The following is an 18,355-nucleotide window of genomic DNA, read 5'->3' as shown; positions in this document are numbered from 1 at the left end:
GGCCGAACTGGCAATCATTTGACTATAAAGAAGTAGTACAGTACACGCTCTTGAGTTCTCAAACCACCACCACGCGCAAGACCGGAAGCGGCCGGAGAAGCACTCCGGGGCGGCCGTGCGGCAGCAAGAGATAAACTTACACTCGATGCCCAGTTTCCGCAACCGGGCATGGCAAAACCCGCGCGGGAGAACACCTCCACGGCGTGTCGCGCACGGCGCGGGAACCCGGACACCCGCCTCCTGGGCGGCCCCAAACCGGCGAAAATAGCTTCGACAATGTCTTTCCGGGCGTGTCGTCATCCACGCTAACCGTCGGGAGCATCGTCCGGAAGACGTTTTCCGCATTGCGAAACGAAATGTCTAATAGAAGGAACGGCGCTACGCTCCGCGATAACAACCGGCTTCTTCCTGCCGGCCTTCTCTTGTCATGTCGCCAATCCGGGCTGCCGGCTCGGGTTCGTGACATGAACAGGGCGGAGGAATCGTTCGCAAATCTATAATTGGCGGCATGACGAAGAAGATTGCTGTACTGACGGGCGCCGGGATTTCGACGTCGGCTGGAATTCCTGATTTCCGCGGGCCGGAGGGCGTGTGGACGAAGCATCCCGAGCAGATGTCCGTCTACGACATCGAGCGATTCCTGACCAGCAAGGAAGACCGCGAGTATTCCTGGCGCTGGCAGAAGGAGTCGCCGGTGTGGAACGCGCAGCCCGGCAAGGCGCACTATGCGCTGGCCAAGCTCGAGCAAGCCGGCTTGCTGACGCTGCTGGCGACGCAGAATTTCGACGCCCTCCACGAGAAGGCCGGCAACACCGACAATGTCATTGTCAACCTGCATGGCACGATCGGCACGTCGCACTGCATGAAGTGCCATGCCGAATACGAGACCGCCGACATCATGGCGCGGCTCGACGAGGAGCCGGATCCGCATTGTCACCGCCGGCTGCCGTACAGCGGCAACATGCCGTGCAACGGGCTCATCAAGACTGACGTCGTCTACTTCGGCGAGCAGCTGCCCGACGGCGCGATGGAGAAATCCATGCGGAAGGTCCAGCAGGCCGACGAATTCTGGGTCATCGGATCCACGCTGGAAGTGTTCCCGGCCGCGTCGCTCGTGCCGGTCGCCGCGCAGGCCGGCGTGCCGATCACGATCATGAACATGGGCAAGACGCAGTACGACTACCTGGCCGACCGGCTGATCCACGAAGACATCGCGGTGGCGCTGCCGGAACTCGTCGAGCAGGCGATCAACGAGAACAAGTAATCAGTAGATCCGCTTCGGCTGGAAGCCGGCGGAGCGGAGGGCCGTCAGGATCTGCTCGATGTGTTCGGGGCCGTTCGTCTCGACCGTCACGCCGAGCGCGACCGAATTCGTGTAGTGGCCGGAGGCCTTGAACTGGTCGTGGTCCAGCGCGATGACGTTGGCGCGCTCCTTCGCGAGCAGCGTGGCGACCTTGACGAGCTGGCCGGGGACGTCCGGCAGCTCGACCTCGAAGTTCATGATGCGGCCACGCGCGATCATGCCCTTCTGGATGACGGCGCCGATCGTGACGGTGTCGATGTTGCCGCCGGAGACGATCGGGACGACAACGTGGTCGCCCTCGGCCGCCGCGAACTTCCGCGAGCGCAGGTTCAGGTGCTCCAGCGCGGCCAGCGAGACGGCGCCGGCCGCCTCGACGACCATCTTGTGCTTCTCGAGCATCAAGAGGATCATCTCGTTGATGTCGCGCTCGGAGACCTCTACTAGATCATCGAGGAATTCGTTGAGCAGCGCGAACGTCAGGTCGCCGGGCCGCTTGACGGCGACGCCTTCGGCCGACGTCGCGACCTGGTCGGCGGCGACGACCTTGCCGGCGGCGAACGACTTGCGGAAGGCTGGGGAGCCTTCGGGAATCGCGCCGATGACGCGCACTTCGGGACGGAACATCTTGACGGCGAGCGCCACGCCGGCGCCCAGTCCGCCGCCGCCGAGCGGCACGACGATGTCGGTGACGTCCGGCACGTCCTCGAGGATCTCCATCGCGATCGTGCCCTGGCCGCACAGCACTTCGTAGTCGTCGAACGGCGGCACGTAGATGAGGCCTTCGCTCTGACTGAGCTCCATCGCGTAGGCGGCGGCCTCGTCGAAGACGTCGCCGTGCAGCACGACGTTGGCGCCGTAGGCCTTCGTCGCGTCGACCTTGAGCGGCGGGGTCGATTCGGCCATGCAGATCGTCGCCTTGGCGCCGCGTTCGCGCGCCGCGTAGGCGACGCCCTGCGCATGGTTGCCGGCCGACGCCGTGACGATGCCGCGCTCGAGTTCCTCGTCGGTCAGCGACGCGATCTTGTTGTAGGCGCCGCGGATCTTGAACGAGCCGGTCACCTGGAGGTTTTCCGGCTTGAGCAGGATCCGGTGGCCGGTCATCTCGGAGAGCACCGGCGACTCGATGATCTCGGTGTGCCTCGCCGTCCCGTCCAGTCGTTCCTTGGCCAGCTTGAGTTCGGCGGCATGGTCGCGCCTCATCGCCTGCAACACGTCTTTTTGTTCCATGCATTGCATTGTATGGATCGTTCGTTGCCCGCCCGGCCGTCCGTCCGGCAGTCGAACGGGAGAATCGTGTCGAATATATTGGCACGATTCGCACGACGGAAGCTTCTCCTTCCTGATGTCGCGAACCCGGGCTGCCGGCCCGGGTTCGCGGCATCAGGACTGTTCTCAGCGGACGTTGCGGATACGGGTGATCAGGAAGGCGGCGACGAGGACGATGCAGATCGCGACGACGAAGACGAAGGCGTAGGCCTGTACCGGCGCCTGGGTGGTGCCGAGCGCCGACTTGACGATCAGCACGACGGCCGACGTCAGCAGCGAGCCGATGACGGTCGACAGCGTGTTCGCGAGGTTGAGGATGCCGAGATCCTTGCCGGCTTCCTTCGGGTTCGGCAGCACGGCGACGTTGAGCGCCTGGTCGATCGCGTTGTAGATGCCGTAGCCGAGGCCGGCGATGCCGGCGAACAGGTACATGCCGACCGGCGAGCGGAACAGCAGCGGCATCAGCGAGCCGACGGCGAACAGGCAGCTCGCGAACGCGACCGGCAGCTTGCGCATGCCGAGCCGGTCGGTGATCGGGCCGGCGGTGACGGCGGCGACCAGCGAGACGATGAGCGTGACGATGGCCATCGACGCGATCAGCGCGGCGGCCTTCTTGGTGGCGTTCGGGTCGCCGGCGTAGATGTAGTCCTGTGCAATGTAGAGCTGGTAGGTGTTGATCATCCAGTAGCCGCCCATCATCAGCGTGCGGCCGGCGAGCGCGTAGTAGAAGTCCGGAGCGTGGCGCGGCGGACGGAAGCTCATGACGACGCTCTTCGCCGTGATCGGCGCGCGGACCTCGGTCTTGTTGCCGCGTTCGCGCGGCCAGACGGCAACGACGAAGATGCCGCACAGGCCGAAGATGCCCATGCCCATCATCCAGGCGGAGAAGATGCCGGAGCTGCCCCGGGCGAGCAGCAGCGCGCCGACGAACGAGCCGAGTGTCTGGCCGATCGCGATGCCGGCGCCGTAGAAGCCGGAGATCGTGCCGCGGACCTTGTCGGGGACGCGGTCGGACATCGTCGCGACGTACGGGGCGAGCATCATGTTGTAGCCGATCTGCGCGCAGCACCACAGCGTGACGATGACGGCTTCGTTGTTGACAATCGAGATCAGGCCGATCGAGGCGCCGGTCACGAGGCCGCCGGCGACGATCCACGGCGTGCGCTTGCCGAAGCGGGAGCGCGTCAGGTCCGACAGCGTGCCGAAGACGATGTTGGCGAGCAGCGCGGCGATCGAGCCGATCGCGTTGACGAGGCCGAGCATGGCGACCTTCGTGTCCGGATTGATGAGCTCGAAGACGCGCGGCAGGATGATCGTCGACAGCGCGACCCACGGGATGGCGCAGGCGACGGCGGAAATCGTGAAGCCGACGCCGAGGCGGATGAGCTCGGCCGTCGTCGGGCGGTGGCCGTCGGCGGAGACCATCGGGTCGCGCATGTCCATGAACGCGGAGGCTTCGTCCGGCACGGCGGTGTCGACACTGGCCAGCGTGGCCAGGCCGCCGGCCACGGTCTCGTCGCCGGTCGCCAGCTTCGCCGCCTGCACCGGCACGCTCGTCGCGGTCGGCGCGGCGGAGGCCGGTGCGGCCGGCTGGCCTGATGTGGTTGGTGTGGTTGATGTGGTTGGCGTAGTTGGTGTGGTTGATGTGGTCGACGTGGTTGACGACTGGGCCGGCGCGGCGGAGTCGGCTGGCTGCTTGACGTCGTTGTCATCGGTCATCTCGGTCATCTTCTTCCTTGAATGGCGGGGATTCGATCGGTTTGTGCTGTGGTTCTTGGACGGATGAATATGGCACATGACCCGGGTCCGCGGCTCGGGCCGCGGGCTCGGGTCATGTGGCAGAGAGGAAGGAAAGGAAAGCGAAAAACAAAAACGGGACGTTCCAGTGCGCGGCTACGCCGCGGTCGACCCCCTCGGGGGATTCGTGGCCTAGCGGAAGACCGGAGGGTTCGCGAGGAGGTCGGTGGTGGCGTGGGAGCCTTCGTGGTCGGTCCAAGACAAGGAGGCGACCGGAGTCGGGTCCTGCGAGTCGCGCGCAACGCCGGGCATGAACGTCAGCGTGGCCGAATAGTCGCCGTTGATCCACGTGAAGCGCAGGGCTTCGGCAGCTTCGTGCGAATCGTTCGACGCGGACGAATCGTTCAGCTCAGCCCAGCTGAAGTCGCCGTCGAACGCGGGCGAAGCGTTGCGGAAGCGGGCGAGGGCGTTCAGCGCGGCGACGACGGGACGCTCGAGAGCCGCGTCGATTTCCGCCGGCGTGAAGTAGTGGCGGTTGATGTCGCGGCCGACACCGGTGCGGCGCAGCAGTTCCATGTCGTTCTCGCCGGCGAGCGCGCCGACGTAGTAGACCTGCGGGACGCCGGGCAGGAAGAACTGGACGGCGCGGGCGGCGAGGTAGTGCTCGTCGTTGCCGGCGAGCGCCGAGTAGTACGTGCAGTTGACCTGGTAGAGATCGAGGTTCGACGCGGCGGCGCCGGTCGCCTCGCGCGACTGGCCGTCGCTGTTCGCGGCGATCCGCTCGACGAGCCGGTCGACGTCGTCGTCGGCGACGAGGCCGGCGAGCGAGCGGTCCTGCTGGTCCGAACCGATGTCGATGACGCCGATGCCGTCATGCGTGTCCAGCACGGTGACGGCGTTCTCCGGGCGGATGTCGATCCAGTGCGCAAGCGCGGCGACGTCGCCGGTGAACAGCGAATGCAGCAGCAGCGGCGGCAGCGCGAAGTCGTAGACGCGGTCGACCTTCTTGGCGATCTCGACCTGCTTGCGGTAGTAGGAGTGCACTTCGATCAGGATCTCGAGACCGCGGCGGGCGGCTTCCTCGCGAAGGCGACCGATCAGCGCGAACGTCTTCGGCGTCATGAAGCAGCTCGTGCCGGCTTCCTTCGCGCCGTAGCCGACGGCGTCGAGACGCAGCGACTTGACGCCAGCACCGGCCATCGTGTCGAAAATCGACATCAGGTAGTTCCAGCCGACCTGCGAATCGGTGTCGATGTCGACTTGCTGCGGCGTGAACGTCGTCCAGACGAAACGATTCTTGCCGGCGAACTTGTACGGAGTGAACGGCAGGCCCGGGCGCGGGCGGTAGATGCCGGCGAGCTCCTCCTCGGTGGCGCCGTCCGGAAAGACCGAGCTCATCGTCAGGAACAGCGGATAGTACGGCGATTCCTCGCCGCGGGCGAGCACGTCCTGGAACTGCTTCGAGTCCGAGCTCATGTGATTGACGATCGCGTCGACCATGATGTCGTGCGTCTTCGAAAGCTCGGCGATGTCGTCCCAGCTGCCGAGGCGGGGATCGACGGCGGTGTGGTCGATCGGGTCGAAGCCGGCGTCGGCGCCGTCGAACGGCGTGAAGAACGGCAGGACGTGCACGCCTTCGTAGGCCCCGTCGAACTTCGTGCGCAGGATATCGGTCATTGTTTCCAGGCCACCGCAGCCGAGACGGTCGGCGTAGGTGATCATCTGTACCTTGTTCTTCATGGTTGCTGGTCTCCTCCTCGAGATTTCACCGGATTGGTATTGGTTCCGTGGCGGTTCCGTCTTGGTTCCGTGATGGCGAGCCACCGGCGGCCTTCATCGGTGCCGACTTCAGCGCCGACATCGGTGCCGGCGCCCGCGAAACAACGTTGCGGGAACCGTTTCGCCACCCGAGCTCCGTCCAGCAATCTTGCGGTCCTCGATCTCGCGATCCCGGACCCTTGCCATCCTGCGCGACCGGATTGGCGATCGCGCCCGCGCCCCGCATCCCCTCTCGAGGCGCAGATGCACACAGAACAGATCGATGGTTGCAATTTCAGGTATCGAACCGGTTCGATATATAGATATACACCGCCATGCCCCCGTTGGCAACGATTTTCGCTCCACGCGGCGTGTCGAACCGGTTCGATAGACGTTCGGGAATCGTTCGACCAGTGGCCGGCGAGAGATCCGGAGCCAGCGGCGACGAGAGAATCGTGACAACATGAACAATCTTTTTGAAAACCGGACAATTAGTCACGGAAACGACGGCCCGAACGTGAGAAAACATCCGTCCCACAGACGAACAGACGATTAGTCATGAAAACCAAAGAAGGAACGCGACCAAGTGGACGGTTCGCTGGCGGATCGGGCCGGACATGTGAAAAGGGTGCCGTCTAGAAGCGACGGCACCCTTTCTCCCCCACTGCGTGTCCCCCAACAGTCGGAGAGTCCTTGAGGAGTGTTCATGAGAAGCATGCGCCGGACGATCCGCACACTCCCCCGGGCGAATCGTTGCCGAGAAGATGTCCGGGATTCCACGGGTACCAACCAACAAGCACCGGCGGCGCGATCGTTGCGCCGGGGAACCGGCCGGCGTTCCGTTCATCCCCTTTCGATCGGAACGCCAGCTCACCACCCATCAAACCGAAAACCTTCTCGCCACCCAGCATACCCCCTTTTCGGCGGGAAACCACCGGAATACCAAGATTTTCCCGGCGCCGGCCAGCCAACCACTTTTGCAAAATCGTTACGAAAATAGGCCGGGATCCGTTCTGGCGAGTCGATTCTGCCGGGCGACCGAACGATTGACGGACGGGAAAATCTTCACAATTGGGGGCCGCGCAAGGCGGCCAAGAGGCGGACCAATTCCCCACCCAGTCGACAACGGATGCACCCGGGAATTCGCGTCGAACCGCGTAATCAGGTGTTTCCACCCTTTCCCAATGGGCATGCCGGTTACGAAAAAGACCCCAGATCGCACATATACGGCGAGTGGACGCACCAAATTTTTGCCCCGAAAAAATCTGGTGCGCTTCCGCACAAAACCTAACATTGGAAATCGGCTTAATTCCAACGTTCCCGGCACATTCCAGAAAACGCGTGACGCACCCGATTTTTTCGGGGCAAAAATCTGGTGCGTCATTCCACGATATTTTCCGAAAACACCCCAACTCCGCCCCGGAATCTCCGAAATGATGGCACAAAATCCAGGCCGCCAGCCCGGATCCGCGCCATCAGGAAGCGGCAGCGGCGACACTGGTACAGTGGGCGGCAGTAGTGGGGAAACAATCAGGGCAATAAACAATCAGGGCAATAGCCGCGACCAAGACGGTATTTGAATATGTGGAATGTGGGGGCGTGACCGACATGGGGATCGGCAACAGCAGCGAGAAATCGGGCGACGATAGTGCACGGATCAGGACAGACGGAGGCGACAGTGCACGGATCAGGACAGCCGAACGCACGAGTGCACGCACCGGGACGGTCGGAGGCGTGAGCGTGGAACGGGTGCTCGAACGGCTGCACCGGTTCGACGGGCAGCTGTACCGGGCGGCACATCGTCTGCGGCGCACGGCGCCAGTGCCGGACGCCCCCGAACCCGTGCTCGGCGCGGTCGGCAAGGAGTCCGAGGCCGCGAATCCGGCATCGGCCTCGTGCATGATGTTCGTCGATTTCGACGGCGTGCTCAACCCGATGCTCGACGACCCGCGCATTTCCTACGCCGACATCGGCCGGCTCGACAGCCCGGCCGACGCCGCCGGCAAGCCGGATGCCGGGCTGTTCGGCTCGACGACGGCATTCGTCGTCGACGACGACGCGATAATCGTCCTGCACGACGACGACGGGATGCGGCACGGCTATCACGTGCGCTGGTCGGGCGAGCTCGCCGACAGCCTGTTCACGCTGATCGCGAGCCGCCGCGTCGACTTTCGCTGGCTGACGACATGGCAGCCGTACACCGCGCGGCTCGCGATGGCGCTCGGCTGGGATCCCGACCGGCTCGCGACCGTCGAATGGTACGATCCGGACAGCCGGCTCGGGCTGTTTTCCGGCAAGTTCGCGACGATTGCCGGAGAGGTCGAGCGGCAGCGTGAACGGCGGACCACGGGCGAGCGGCCCCGGCCGATCATCTGGATCGACGACGAGGAAATCACCGACGAGACGAGCAAGGCGCTCGCCAACGCGCGGCCGGCGGCGCCGGTGCTGCTCGTCAAGCCGGACGGCAGGATCGGTGTTTCACGTGACCAGTGGAAACAGATTGTCCGGTTCGCCGTCACGCCGCCGGCCGATCCGGCCGTCTACCTCGCGCCGGTTACCGGGCACGAGTTGCGGCGCGTGGAGCCCGGTAACGACAAGGCCGCCCCGGCGCATTGGCGACCGGGGCGGCGGACGGAACACAAGGGGTTCTAGTTGATCGCCTTGCCGTTGACGTAGAGCTTGTAGCCGTTGAAATCGATGTTCGAGTAGCTGCTGTCGGCGTCGTCGAGGGACGTGACGTAGGTGTCGGCGGTCAGCTTGAGCTTCGAGTCGGCGCTGAGCTTCAGCGTGATCGACTTCGCCGTGTTGTCGGTGTTGATCGCGCCGGTGAACGAGGAGCCGTCGGCGAGCGACAGCGCCAGCGTCGAGATGTCGTCGACGACGATCGTGCCGGAGGCTTCCTGGTCGCTCAGGTTCATCGTGACGTCGCCGCCGTTCGAGCCGGAGTTGCCCCACGAGTCGGCCTGCACGCGCAGGAAATTGCCGGACGAATCGTTATTGACGAACGTGTTGCCGGACAAGTTGATCGTCGCGGTCGTGTTCGTCACGTAGAACGTGTCGCCGTTGTTCGTCGTGATCGTCGAGTTCGTCGCGTCGAACTCGCTCGTGCCCTCCGCCGCGTCGCCGGACATCGACTGGTACAGGAAGATGTTCTTGTACGTCGTCGACTGGCCGTTGAGCTTCGTGTTGCTGTCGGTGAGCTTGACGTTGTTCAGCGTGATCTTGTTGCTGCCCTCGATGACGGCGCCCTCGCTCGCCTTGGAGACGAGCGTCGCGTCGTTGACGGTGACGTCGGCGGTGGAATACACGGCCGGCGAGCCCTGGCCGGTCGTCGTGTACGTGCCGTCGTCGACGGTGACGGTGCCGCCGCCACGGTCGGTGCGGATGGCCGCCGAGCTCGTGCCGGCCGTCGTGACGGTCAGGTTCTTCGCCGTCATCGTGCCGCCGCCGGTCGTCATGATGCCGCCGGAGTTGTCCTGCTTCGTCGTGATCGTCGAGTCGGAGATCGTGACGGAGGTGCCGTCGGAATTCGAATTGTCGGTCGTCGCCGATCCGCCGTAGCTGAAGACGCCGTTGGCGCCGGTCGCGTCGGTCGTGATCGTCGCGCCGGTGATCGTCAGGTTCGCGCCGTCCTTCGCCAGGATCGCCGAATTCGTGCCGTAGAAGCTCGTGCTGTCGCCGCCGTCGGAGTCGCCGGTCTTCGTGACGGTCGGGTCGGTCAGCGCGACGTCGACATCGCCGGTGACCAGCAGCGCGTTCTGGTCGGCGGTGGAGGAATCGTACGATCCGTCCTTCAGGTCGCCGGACTCGGTGACTTCAGTCGCGCCGTTCCACGTGACATTTGAATTGGACGATCCGCCCGGCTGCATGCCGCCCGCGGTGTTTCCCGTGGAACCGGCAACCTGCGACGTCGTGACCGACGGCAGCACGACGTCCCTGGCGACGAAGTAGTCGGCGAGCGCGACGTTTTCGGCGACAAGCGCCGTCGCGAGCAGGAAGACGGCGATGCGACCGCCGCTGCTGAATGTCTCCCTGAAGCCGCGCTTGTTGCCGCGCGAGCAGATCAGGTACATGCCGGCGCCGGCGAACACGATCGCCTCGACGACGAACAGCGTGGTGTACAGGGCCGGGACCGAGGTGGTGGTCGAGGAGCCGGCCGTGCCGATGGTGCCGGGCATCTGCATGCCGCCGCCCATCTGGGTGCCGGTCGAGCCGCCCGACTGGCCATCGGTTGAGCCGGAGCTGCCGCCCGGCAGGTCGGGTGGCGTCTGCGACGAGCCGTCGCCGTTGGCGGTGCCGCCCGTGGAATTGTCGGTGGAGCCGTTGCCGCTGGTGGTGCCGTCGGTCGAGTTGCCGGTGGAACCGCTGGATTCGGAATCGGTGGCCTGCGTGACGGTGCCGTCGGTCGAGTTGCCGGTGGAACCGCCGGAGTCGGAATCGGTGGCCTGCGTGACGGTGCCGTCAGTCGTCGTCGACGACGCAATCGTGCCGGAACCGGAGGCGGACGTGGAGCCGGTGCCGGACGACGAGCTGCCCGAGCCGTTCGAGCTGCCGGAGCTGCCGGAGCTGCCGGAGCCGTTCGAGTCGCCCTGCGTGCCGGACTGGCCGCCCGACATGTCGCCGGGCATGTTGCCCATCTGGCCGCCCATGCCGCCCATCTGGCCGTCGGACGAGCCGGACGATCCGTCGGAGCCGGTGCCGCCCATCTGGCCCATCTGGCCGCCCATGCCGCCGGTACCGCCGGACATGTCGCCGCCGAACATCTGGGACGTGTTCGACGTCGAGGTGGTGGCGATCGACGAGTCGTGCCTGAGTGCGTAGAACGTGCCGCCGGCTGCCGCGAGCGCGGCGACCATGACGGCCGAGCAGATGATGTTCTTCGCCGCGCGGCCGAGGCCTTTCTTGTTCGGGGCGGCAGCGGGAGCGCCGGCCGGACCGCCCGGATAGCCGGCACCCGCGGGGGCGTACGGCGCATACGGCGGCACCGGACCGCCGGATGCGTGGCCGCCGGATGCCTGACCACCGGATGCCGGACTACCGGTTGCCGGACGGCCGGCCGCCGGTTGCGGTGCCGGGGTGGCGTACCGCCCCTGCGGAGATGCCGCCGGGGTGCCGGCACTTGCCGGATCCTGGCCGCCGGTGGCGGCGGTCCCGGCTGCCGGCCGGGCGGCGGAAACGGATGAATCGTCGCCGGCGGAAGTACCGGTGGAAGACGTGACGGAAGAATCGCCTTCTACAGAAGTGTCGTCGACGTACGACGGCTGCCAGTCGGCGGCGCTCGTCGCGCGGAAGCTCGGCTGCTCGTCGCCGCCGGTCGGGTTGGTGTGGTCGGTCATTGCAGTCCTCTCGCTACGTTGTGATCGAAACAGGAATGCCCCCGATACTAGACAGACTCGCTGGAAGCCGACCGAAAGCCCGCTGGGAAGGAAACCGGCGGATGTCGAGATTCAGTGGAGGGCCGGCATCCCGTCCTCGCGTTCCAGCGCGCACTCGTCACCTCGCGACGTCGTGCGGTCGACCCTCAGGCCGCTTCGCGGCCAGCTTCCTCCGGGGAGCCCGTTCCGGAATGTCAGTGGACGAGGAAGACCATGATCAGGATCAGGGCGAAGCCGACGAAGTCGGTGGGCAGGAAGACGGCGCCGGTCCACAGGACGGCGGTGATCGTGGCGACGACGGGCTCCATCGTGCCGAGCATCGTGGCGCGCATCGAGCCGACGCGGACGACGCCGGCCATGAACAGCCAGTAGGCGAAGAAGCCGCCGAGAATGACGTAGGCGGCGAACAGCCACCAGCCGCGGGTATCCATCTGCGGCACCGAGTTCCACGGCTGCACGAACGGCATCAGGCACAGGCCGGCGACGAGGAACATGATGCCGTTGATCGGCAGCTCGCCGTGACGGGCCATCAGCTTGACCGGCATGATCGCCAGGCACGCGCAGGCGAACGCGTTGACGAGTCCCCAGAACAGCGCCTGGGGCGCCATCGTCAGCGTCGAGAAGTTGCCGCCCGTGGCGATCAGGAAGACGCCGGCGAACGCGAGAATCGTGCCGACGATTTCCCTGGGGGTCGGCCGGCGATGGCCGGTGACGCAGACGTAGACGAGCACCATGACCAGGTTGACGGTCTGCAGCACCGTCGCCGTGCCGCCGTTCGTCCAGTGGACCGAGAACAGGTAGGCGACCTGCTCGAGCAGCACGCAGAACAGCGCCGACAGCAGGTACATCGGGTACGACCGCACGTCGCGCAGCGCGCCGGTCATCTCGTCGCGGGAGCGGCGGCTGCCGGCGAGCGCCGTCAGGATGTACAGCAGGCCGATAGTCGTCTGCCGCACGCAGGCGAGCCAGAGTTCCGGCACGCCGTACCAGTCGAGCAGCATCTTCGACAGCGAGCCGTTGACGCCCCACAGCGCGCCGCCGACGAGGACGAGCACGACGCCGAACATGATGCGGCGCGGCGTCTCCTCGAACCGGCCGGTGCGCTCGGATGGGTCCTCGGCGAGCTCGGCGGCCGCGAGCGCCGCGGAATCCTCGTCGGTGCCGGTCATCGTCCGGTCGTAGTACTTGCTGAATTCGGTGGTTGGATGGTCGGTCGTTGGACGGCCGGCGTCCACCCCAGTGGCCGGCCTGTTGGCAGTCTGCTCCCCGCGCACGGTGTTCCTCGTCAAAGCTCTCTTGAATGGTGTCGTGCCGAAATCGAAACAATGGCACGATTCTTCCGACGATTCTAGTAGCGGGACAACGACGACGGGCCCGGGAACTCGACTCCCACCGGCTCGCGCTTCCTTCATGGCATAAAGCAGGGGTGCGGAATGCGGGAATCTCGCGTTCCAGCGCGCACTCGTCGCTTCGCGACGTCGTGCGGTCGACCCCCAGTCGGCTTCGCCGACAGCCCCCTTCCAGGGGGCTCGGGGCTTGCGCATGACATCTCCTCTACGCAACAAAACCGACAGCCCCCCCCTTCCAGGGGACTCGGGACAAGGTCAGGCGAGGACGGTGACCTTTTCGCTGGACTGGAGGTAGCGCAGGATGCGCTTGAGGTAGGGAGCGTAGACGGCGTTGGGCATCGAGAAGATTTCGTGGGCGGACTTCGGGATGCGGTCCATCTCGATGCGGCCGCCGGCGCGGTCGAGCTTCTCCTTGAACTCGTTTTCGGCGACGTTGAGGACCCACAGGTCGTTGCCGGCCTGGAACATCAGGATCGGCGTCTGGATGCGGCGGACCATCTTGTCCTGCAGGATCGCGTGCGACAGGCGCACGGCCTGCTTGACCCACATGTTGGCCGCGGCCGTCGTCTGGTAGTGCGAATCGTTCATGCGAAGATCGTGGAACCACTGCACCCTCGCGACGCTGGCGCCCGGATTGTCTTTCCAGTTGACTTCCGGCTCGAAGTTGTGCATGCCGGGAGCCTTCGCCTTCGCGAGCCCCAGGTCCGACAGGAAGCCGGTCGTGCCGGCGGCGAGCCAGTTCGGGATGTGCGTGTCCGGCGCGATCATCGGCGACGAGAGCACGGCGCGGTCGATGAGCTTCGGGTAGCGTTCCAGCAGCGCCGTCGCGATGCCGCCGCCCATCGAGTGGGCGAACAGCGCGAGCCGGCAACCCTTCGCCGCCGGCCGGCCGACCTGCGCGGCGAACTTGGCGAAGTCGGCGACGTAACGGTGCCAATCGTCGATGTAGACGATGTCCTTGTCGTCGACGTCGCGCGGCGAGTAGCCGTGGCCGCGATGCTCGAGAATGCAGACGGAGAAGCCGGCGAGCAGGAAGTACCACGCGAGCTCGCGATACTTGTCGGCGAACTCGGAGAAGCCGTGCGACAGCACGACGGCGCCGTGGAACTGGCGGCTGGCGCCCGGCACGCCGAGCTTCTGGAACTCGGCTACGTCGTACGTCACGTAGTGCAGCTTGCCGAGCGCGCTCGTGCCGTTCGGATGCCGCAGCGCCGGCAGCGGATGGCCGCTGTAGATCTCGTGCGCCGGTTCCATGTAGCCGTCCGTCCGGCACGACTCGAGCGCCGGCAGGACGGTGCCGTCGATCGCCGCGGCAAAGTTCGTTTCGTCGAGCATCGCAATTTCCATGCGGCCCATCCTAGTAGGACATGAACGATTCTTCCGCTGTGAGCCTCCCCGGCTGTGCCGGGGACTCCCACCGGCTCGGCTTCGCCTCGCCGACTCCCTCTGAAGAGGGAGTGGGCGTTCCTCACCCCTCTTCAGGGGAGGTCGAAATTGCGCGGCAATTTCGGGGGCCTCAGTCGGCCAGCGCGCGCTTGAGGAAGTCGCGCTGGAGGATCAGGAGGTTGCGGGCGACGTCGGGGTCGTTGGTCATGTGGGTGACGCCGGTCAGCGGCAGGAACGTGTGGTCGCGGCCGGCCTTCATCAGCGCGTCCGACAGGCGCAGCGAGTGGGCGACCGTCACGTTGTCGTCGGCGAAGCCGTGGATCAGCATCAGCGGACGCTTGAGCTGCGGGGCGTCCTCGATGATGCTGTTCTTGACGTACGTCGCCGGGTTGAGACCGAGGTAGCGCTCCGTGTAGTGCGTGTCGTACAGCGTCCAGTCGGTCGGCGGGGCGCCGGCGCAGGCGGCGGCGAACGTCGCCGGCGCGTCGAGCACGGCCGTCGCCGACAGGAAGCCGCCGTACGACCAGCCGATCATCGCGACATGCGCGAGGTCCGGGCGCGGCAGGTGCCGGCGCTCCGGCACTTCGGCCGCTTCGGCGGACGCATGCCTGCCGTGGGCGCTGTGACGGCCGTGGCCGACGCCGGCCGTGCCGGCGGTCCGCGTCGCGAGGTCGGCGGACTCCGGCGACGCCGTGGCCGACGCGCCATCGAGGGCCTTGTCGAGGTCGCGGTTGAGACCGTCGACGGCGGCCGACAACGATTCGACGGCGGCGACCTGGTCGGCGAGCGTGACGGCCTTCATGTTGTGCCAGATCGCGCGGTCCCACAGCGGGCCGCGGCCGGTCGTGCCGTGGCCGTCGGCGATGACGACGAGGAAGCCCTGGTCGGCCCACCACTGCGCGTCGAGATACGCCGAGCGGTCGAACGTCACCTCCTGGAAACCGGGGCCGCCGTACGGCGTCATCAGCACCGGCAGCTGCGTCATGTTCGCGTACGGGCTGGCCGGCGACGGCGCGACGATCGCCGCGAACAGGCCGTCCTCGCCGAGCTCAGTGAACGTGACATGCGGCTCGAAGCCGGGGACCGTCGCGTGGTTCTCGATGACGGCGACGCCGTCGGGATTGGCCGTCGACAGCGCGGCGGCCATGCCGGACGAATCGTTCCCGTCGTCCACGCCGGCGGCGGCGAGCGCCGTCGCGCCGGGGTTCGCGTAGACGTGCGTCATCGTCAGGCGGTCGCCGTGCATCGAGCGGCCGGCGACCATCAGGCCGCCGCCGCGACGGCCGGCCGTCCAGACGCCCGGCTCGCCGGTGACGGCGTGGACGGAGCCGTCGAAGCCGAACATGACGACGTCGTGGCTGCGCGCGTCGTGCGCGCGCTCGCCGGTCGGCAACGTGCCGTCGGCAGCGAGCCAGGAAGCGGGAATCGTCGCCGGGTCGGCGAGCTGCGGCGTGAGCTGCGCGACGGCAAGCACCGACTCGTCGTCGACGTCGAGCACCGTGCGCACCTGCCAGCCGGCCGGCGTGAACGGCTTGCCGTCGACGGTCAGGCGGTTCGTGTCGGCGGCCATGTCGGCGAGCGCGCCGACGAGCCGGCCGTCCGGCGTGAACGCCGGCGTGCCGGCGCGCAGGTCGAGCCACTGGTCGTTATGATGGCGCTCGAGTTCGCGGGTGAGGATGACCGGGAACGATCCTTCCTCGGCGGCGTTCGCCTCGGAGTCGTCGTCGGCCGGCTGGATGTCCTGCCGGAACGATTCGACCGGCTGCTCGCCGGCCCGATGTTCCGCCTTCTCCGCCTGCCTGGCCGCGTGCAGCGCGACATGCCGGCTGTCATGTTCGTAGCGGCGCCACGTTTCGGCGTCCGGCATCGCGATCTCGAGGACGAGGTCGTCGGTCTGCGCGCGGTTCTGCACGAGGATGACCGGCTGGTGGCCGACCTGCCAGTCCACGACGGCGAGATATTCGTAGGCCTCGGCGTCCCATTCGACGTGCGCGACGCACTTCGTCTCGAGCCGGCGCTCGCGACGCTCGACGAGCTCGCCGCCCTCGCCGAGGTCGGTCGTCACGCTCGTCTCCTTGAGCGGGCCGGCCTCGCCGATCCGCACGGCGAGCAGCGACACCTTCGCGTTTTCGGTCAGCGCCCGCGGATAGCGGTGGGCGACGGGGCCGTCGGCCGGATTGGCCGGGTCGCTGATATACCACAGCGGCTCGGCGGACGAATCGTACCGTTCGACGAGCAACGTGCGCGAGTCCGGCCCCCACCAGAAGCCGGCATAGCGGTCCATTTCCTCCTGCGCGGCGAATTCGGCGAGGCCGAGCCGCACGGTGCCGGCGGCGCGCTCGGCGGCCGTCAGCTCGAGGACGGTCGCCGGGTGCCAGCTGGCCGTCGTTGCGCCGTCGAGCGTTTCCGGCAGCCTGCCGGCGACGATGCGCGTGCCGGTCGTGCAGGCGACGACCGTGCCGTCCGGGGAAATCTCGGCGGAAACCGGCGCGTCCGAAGGCGAGGTGGCGGCCATATCCGGCGCGGGCCGCGCGGCGGCCGCGGTGCCGGCGGCCGCGCTACTGCCGTCGGCGGGAGCTTCGAGACGCACGACATGACGCGACGCGATGTCGACGACATAGACATGTTCGTCGAGCAGGAACGCGGCGCGGTCGCCGGCGGCGTCGACCGAATAGCGCACGATACCGGTGCCGGTCTCGCGGGCGCGCTGGCGGCGCATCAGTTCTTCCTTCGAGACGGCGATGCCGGCGTTCGCGTTGTCCGCAAGCAGGTCGCGCGGGTCGGCGAGCTTGATTTCATGATGGGCCAGCGGCGAGCCGGCGAACTCGCTGAGCCACAGGCTCGTCACCGTGTCCTCGGGGCCGTCGGAACGCAGGAACAGCATGCGCGATCCGTCGCCGAGCAGCGTCGCCGACCGGGGCGCGCCGCAGCTGAACTTCACCGTCCGGGCCTTGAGCCGCGGATACTCGTCGATCGCATGGATCGTGGCAGCACTCTGAGCAGAAACATCAGTCATACCGCCAACTTACTCCGCCCGCTGCGAGAACACTTCCCTTTTCACGTCACAATCCTGAGATCCGCTCACGCGTTTGCAGTCCCGCTGACAATACTTTCCTTCCAGCAGCATGCAAGAACTGGAAGAAAGATCACGTCTACAGCCCCTCCGGCCATACCTTTCTTCCAGCTGCATGCAGAAACTGGAACCAAGGTGCTGTCTGGACACTACTGGACGATACCTTTCTTCCAGTTTCCGGCGGATTCGGGAAGGATCAGTTATCGTCGTCGTCCTTGATGACAGTGGCGTATTTCAGGGAGGTCAGGATTGCCGGGGTGGCGTCGAAGTGGAGGTATTCTTCCTGGACGCTGTAGCCGAGGCCATACACGGCGACGTACTGCTGGTAGATCTGGATCGCCTCGGAGTCGGCGAGGGCCTGCATCATCTGGTCGACGGGGCCGATCGCCGAGATCGTGAACGGCGGCGAGTACTTCTTGCCCTGCAGCATCAGCACGGTGCCGGAGCAGATGACGGCGGAGTTCGACAGCACGCGCTGGTCCATGATCTCCATCGACTCGGCGCCGCCGGCCCACAGCGCGTCGACGACGGCCTCGACATCCTGCTGGTGGACGACGTAGTTGTCGATGTCGGCGGACGAGCCCGACGAGCCGACGTTGTTCTTCCAGAGGGACGAATCGTTCAATGTCACGACGACGCCCTCCCCCTCGACTGCCGGAAGCATCGTGCTGGAGCCGGAGTCCTCGCTGTTCGTCGACGATGACGATTCGTCCGACGAGGCCGCCGACGAGAGCTTGTCGACCTGCGCCGACAGGTCGTTGACCTGTTCCTGCAGCTCGTTGACCTTGGCGACGCGCTGCTCGATGAGCTCGGCCGTGTCGTTCGAGACGGTCGCCGAGCTGTTCACGCGGATGTTCGTCGAGACGAGGAAACCGACGAGGGCGACGACGAGCATGACGGCGATGCTGCCCGCCAGCGACTTGCGGCCGCGATGCTTCATCGAGTGTCTCGCCACGCCCGCTCCTTTCCCGGACAATGTTCCGCCGGCGACGGTGCCGGAAGAATCGTGCGAACCCTGTAATTCTCCCAGCCGGCGGCCGCGAACGCAAGGATTTTCAGCGCTGCTCGACCGATTGTCCACACACGTCCGCGAGTTGCCACTATGATA

At 66.2% G+C, this 18,355-nt stretch carries 10 protein-coding genes; 2 read left to right on the top strand and 8 right to left on the bottom strand.

The window, feature by feature from the left end; translation table 11 throughout:
• The first annotated feature begins 508 nt into the window (after positions 1–508).
• On the top strand, positions 509–1,264 hold the full coding sequence (locus F6S87_RS08325; RefSeq protein ID WP_163228201.1) for a Sir2 family NAD-dependent protein deacetylase: 756 nt from the start codon (positions 509–511) through the stop codon (positions 1,262–1,264).
• On the opposite strand, the gene ilvA is transcribed toward F6S87_RS08325, so the two are convergent.
• The 3 genes from ilvA to gtfA form a co-directional block, all read right to left on the bottom strand.
• A complete protein-coding gene (gene ilvA, locus F6S87_RS08320) occupies positions 1,265–2,530 on the bottom strand; it encodes a threonine ammonia-lyase (protein WP_163228200.1) in 1,266 nt (421 codons plus the stop codon).
• A 165-nt stretch (positions 2,531–2,695) separates the two neighbouring features.
• On the bottom strand, positions 2,696–4,297 hold the full coding sequence (locus F6S87_RS08315) for an MFS transporter (RefSeq protein ID WP_196779179.1): 1,602 nt from the start codon (positions 4,295–4,297) through the stop codon (positions 2,696–2,698).
• Between the two features lie 201 nt (positions 4,298–4,498).
• The gene (gene gtfA, locus F6S87_RS08310; protein WP_163228199.1) at positions 4,499–6,046 is read right to left on the bottom strand and encodes a sucrose phosphorylase; all 1,548 of its coding nucleotides are present in this window, start codon (positions 6,044–6,046) and stop codon (positions 4,499–4,501) included.
• A 1,752-nt stretch (positions 6,047–7,798) separates the two neighbouring features.
• Here gtfA and F6S87_RS08305 point away from each other — a divergent pair.
• Entirely contained in the window at positions 7,799–8,716 is a 918-nt protein-coding gene (locus tag F6S87_RS08305) for a hypothetical protein (protein ID WP_163228198.1), read from the top strand.
• Here F6S87_RS08305 and F6S87_RS08300 read toward each other — a convergent pair.
• From F6S87_RS08300 to F6S87_RS08280, 5 genes are all read right to left on the bottom strand, one after another.
• Positions 8,713–11,400: a beta strand repeat-containing protein gene (locus F6S87_RS08300; protein WP_163228197.1), complete on the bottom strand. Its 2,688-nt coding sequence runs from the start codon at positions 11,398–11,400 to the stop codon at positions 8,713–8,715. The two genes, F6S87_RS08305 and F6S87_RS08300, sit on opposite strands and share 4 nt — an antisense overlap.
• Positions 11,401–11,633: 233 nt before the next feature.
• A complete protein-coding gene (locus tag F6S87_RS08295) occupies positions 11,634–12,608 on the bottom strand; it encodes a DMT family transporter (protein WP_163228205.1) in 975 nt (324 codons plus the stop codon).
• A 435-nt stretch (positions 12,609–13,043) separates the two neighbouring features.
• Entirely contained in the window at positions 13,044–14,135 is a 1,092-nt protein-coding gene (locus F6S87_RS08290; protein ID WP_163228196.1) for an alpha/beta fold hydrolase, read from the bottom strand.
• A 169-nt stretch (positions 14,136–14,304) separates the two neighbouring features.
• Complete coding sequence (locus F6S87_RS08285) at positions 14,305–17,190, bottom strand: prolyl oligopeptidase family serine peptidase (protein ID WP_163228195.1); 2,886 nt, start codon at positions 17,188–17,190, stop codon at positions 14,305–14,307.
• A gap of 253 nt (positions 17,191–17,443) precedes the next feature.
• On the bottom strand, positions 17,444–18,202 hold the full coding sequence (locus F6S87_RS08280; RefSeq protein WP_163228194.1) for a DUF881 domain-containing protein: 759 nt from the start codon (positions 18,200–18,202) through the stop codon (positions 17,444–17,446).
• Positions 18,203–18,355 lie beyond the last annotated feature (153 nt).

Source organism: Bifidobacterium choloepi, from assembly GCF_010667615.1.
Taxonomy (GTDB): Bacteria; Actinomycetota; Actinomycetes; order Actinomycetales; family Bifidobacteriaceae; genus Bifidobacterium; species Bifidobacterium choloepi.
This window is presented reverse-complemented; position numbering and strand designations above follow the sequence as displayed.

Excerpts from the sequence above, each read along its gene's own strand:
- F6S87_RS08300 (WP_163228197.1), bottom strand. The coding sequence starts at position 11,400 with ATGACCGACCACACCAACCCGACCGGCGGCGACGAGCAGCCGAGCTTC.
- F6S87_RS08315 (WP_196779179.1), bottom strand. The coding sequence starts at position 4,297 with ATGACCGAGATGACCGATGACAACGACGTCAAGCAGCCAGCCGACTCC.
- ilvA (WP_163228200.1), bottom strand. The coding sequence starts at position 2,530 with ATGGAACAAAAAGACGTGTTGCAGGCGATGAGGCGCGACCATGCCGCC.
- F6S87_RS08295 (WP_163228205.1), bottom strand. The coding sequence starts at position 12,608 with ATGACCGGCACCGACGAGGATTCCGCGGCGCTCGCGGCCGCCGAGCTC.
- F6S87_RS08290 (WP_163228196.1), bottom strand. The coding sequence starts at position 14,135 with ATGGAAATTGCGATGCTCGACGAAACGAACTTTGCCGCGGCGATCGAC.
- F6S87_RS08325 (WP_163228201.1), top strand. The coding sequence starts at position 509 with ATGACGAAGAAGATTGCTGTACTGACGGGCGCCGGGATTTCGACGTCG.
- gtfA (WP_163228199.1), bottom strand. The coding sequence starts at position 6,046 with ATGAAGAACAAGGTACAGATGATCACCTACGCCGACCGTCTCGGCTGC.
- F6S87_RS08285 (WP_163228195.1), bottom strand. The coding sequence starts at position 17,190 with ATGACTGATGTTTCTGCTCAGAGTGCTGCCACGATCCATGCGATCGAC.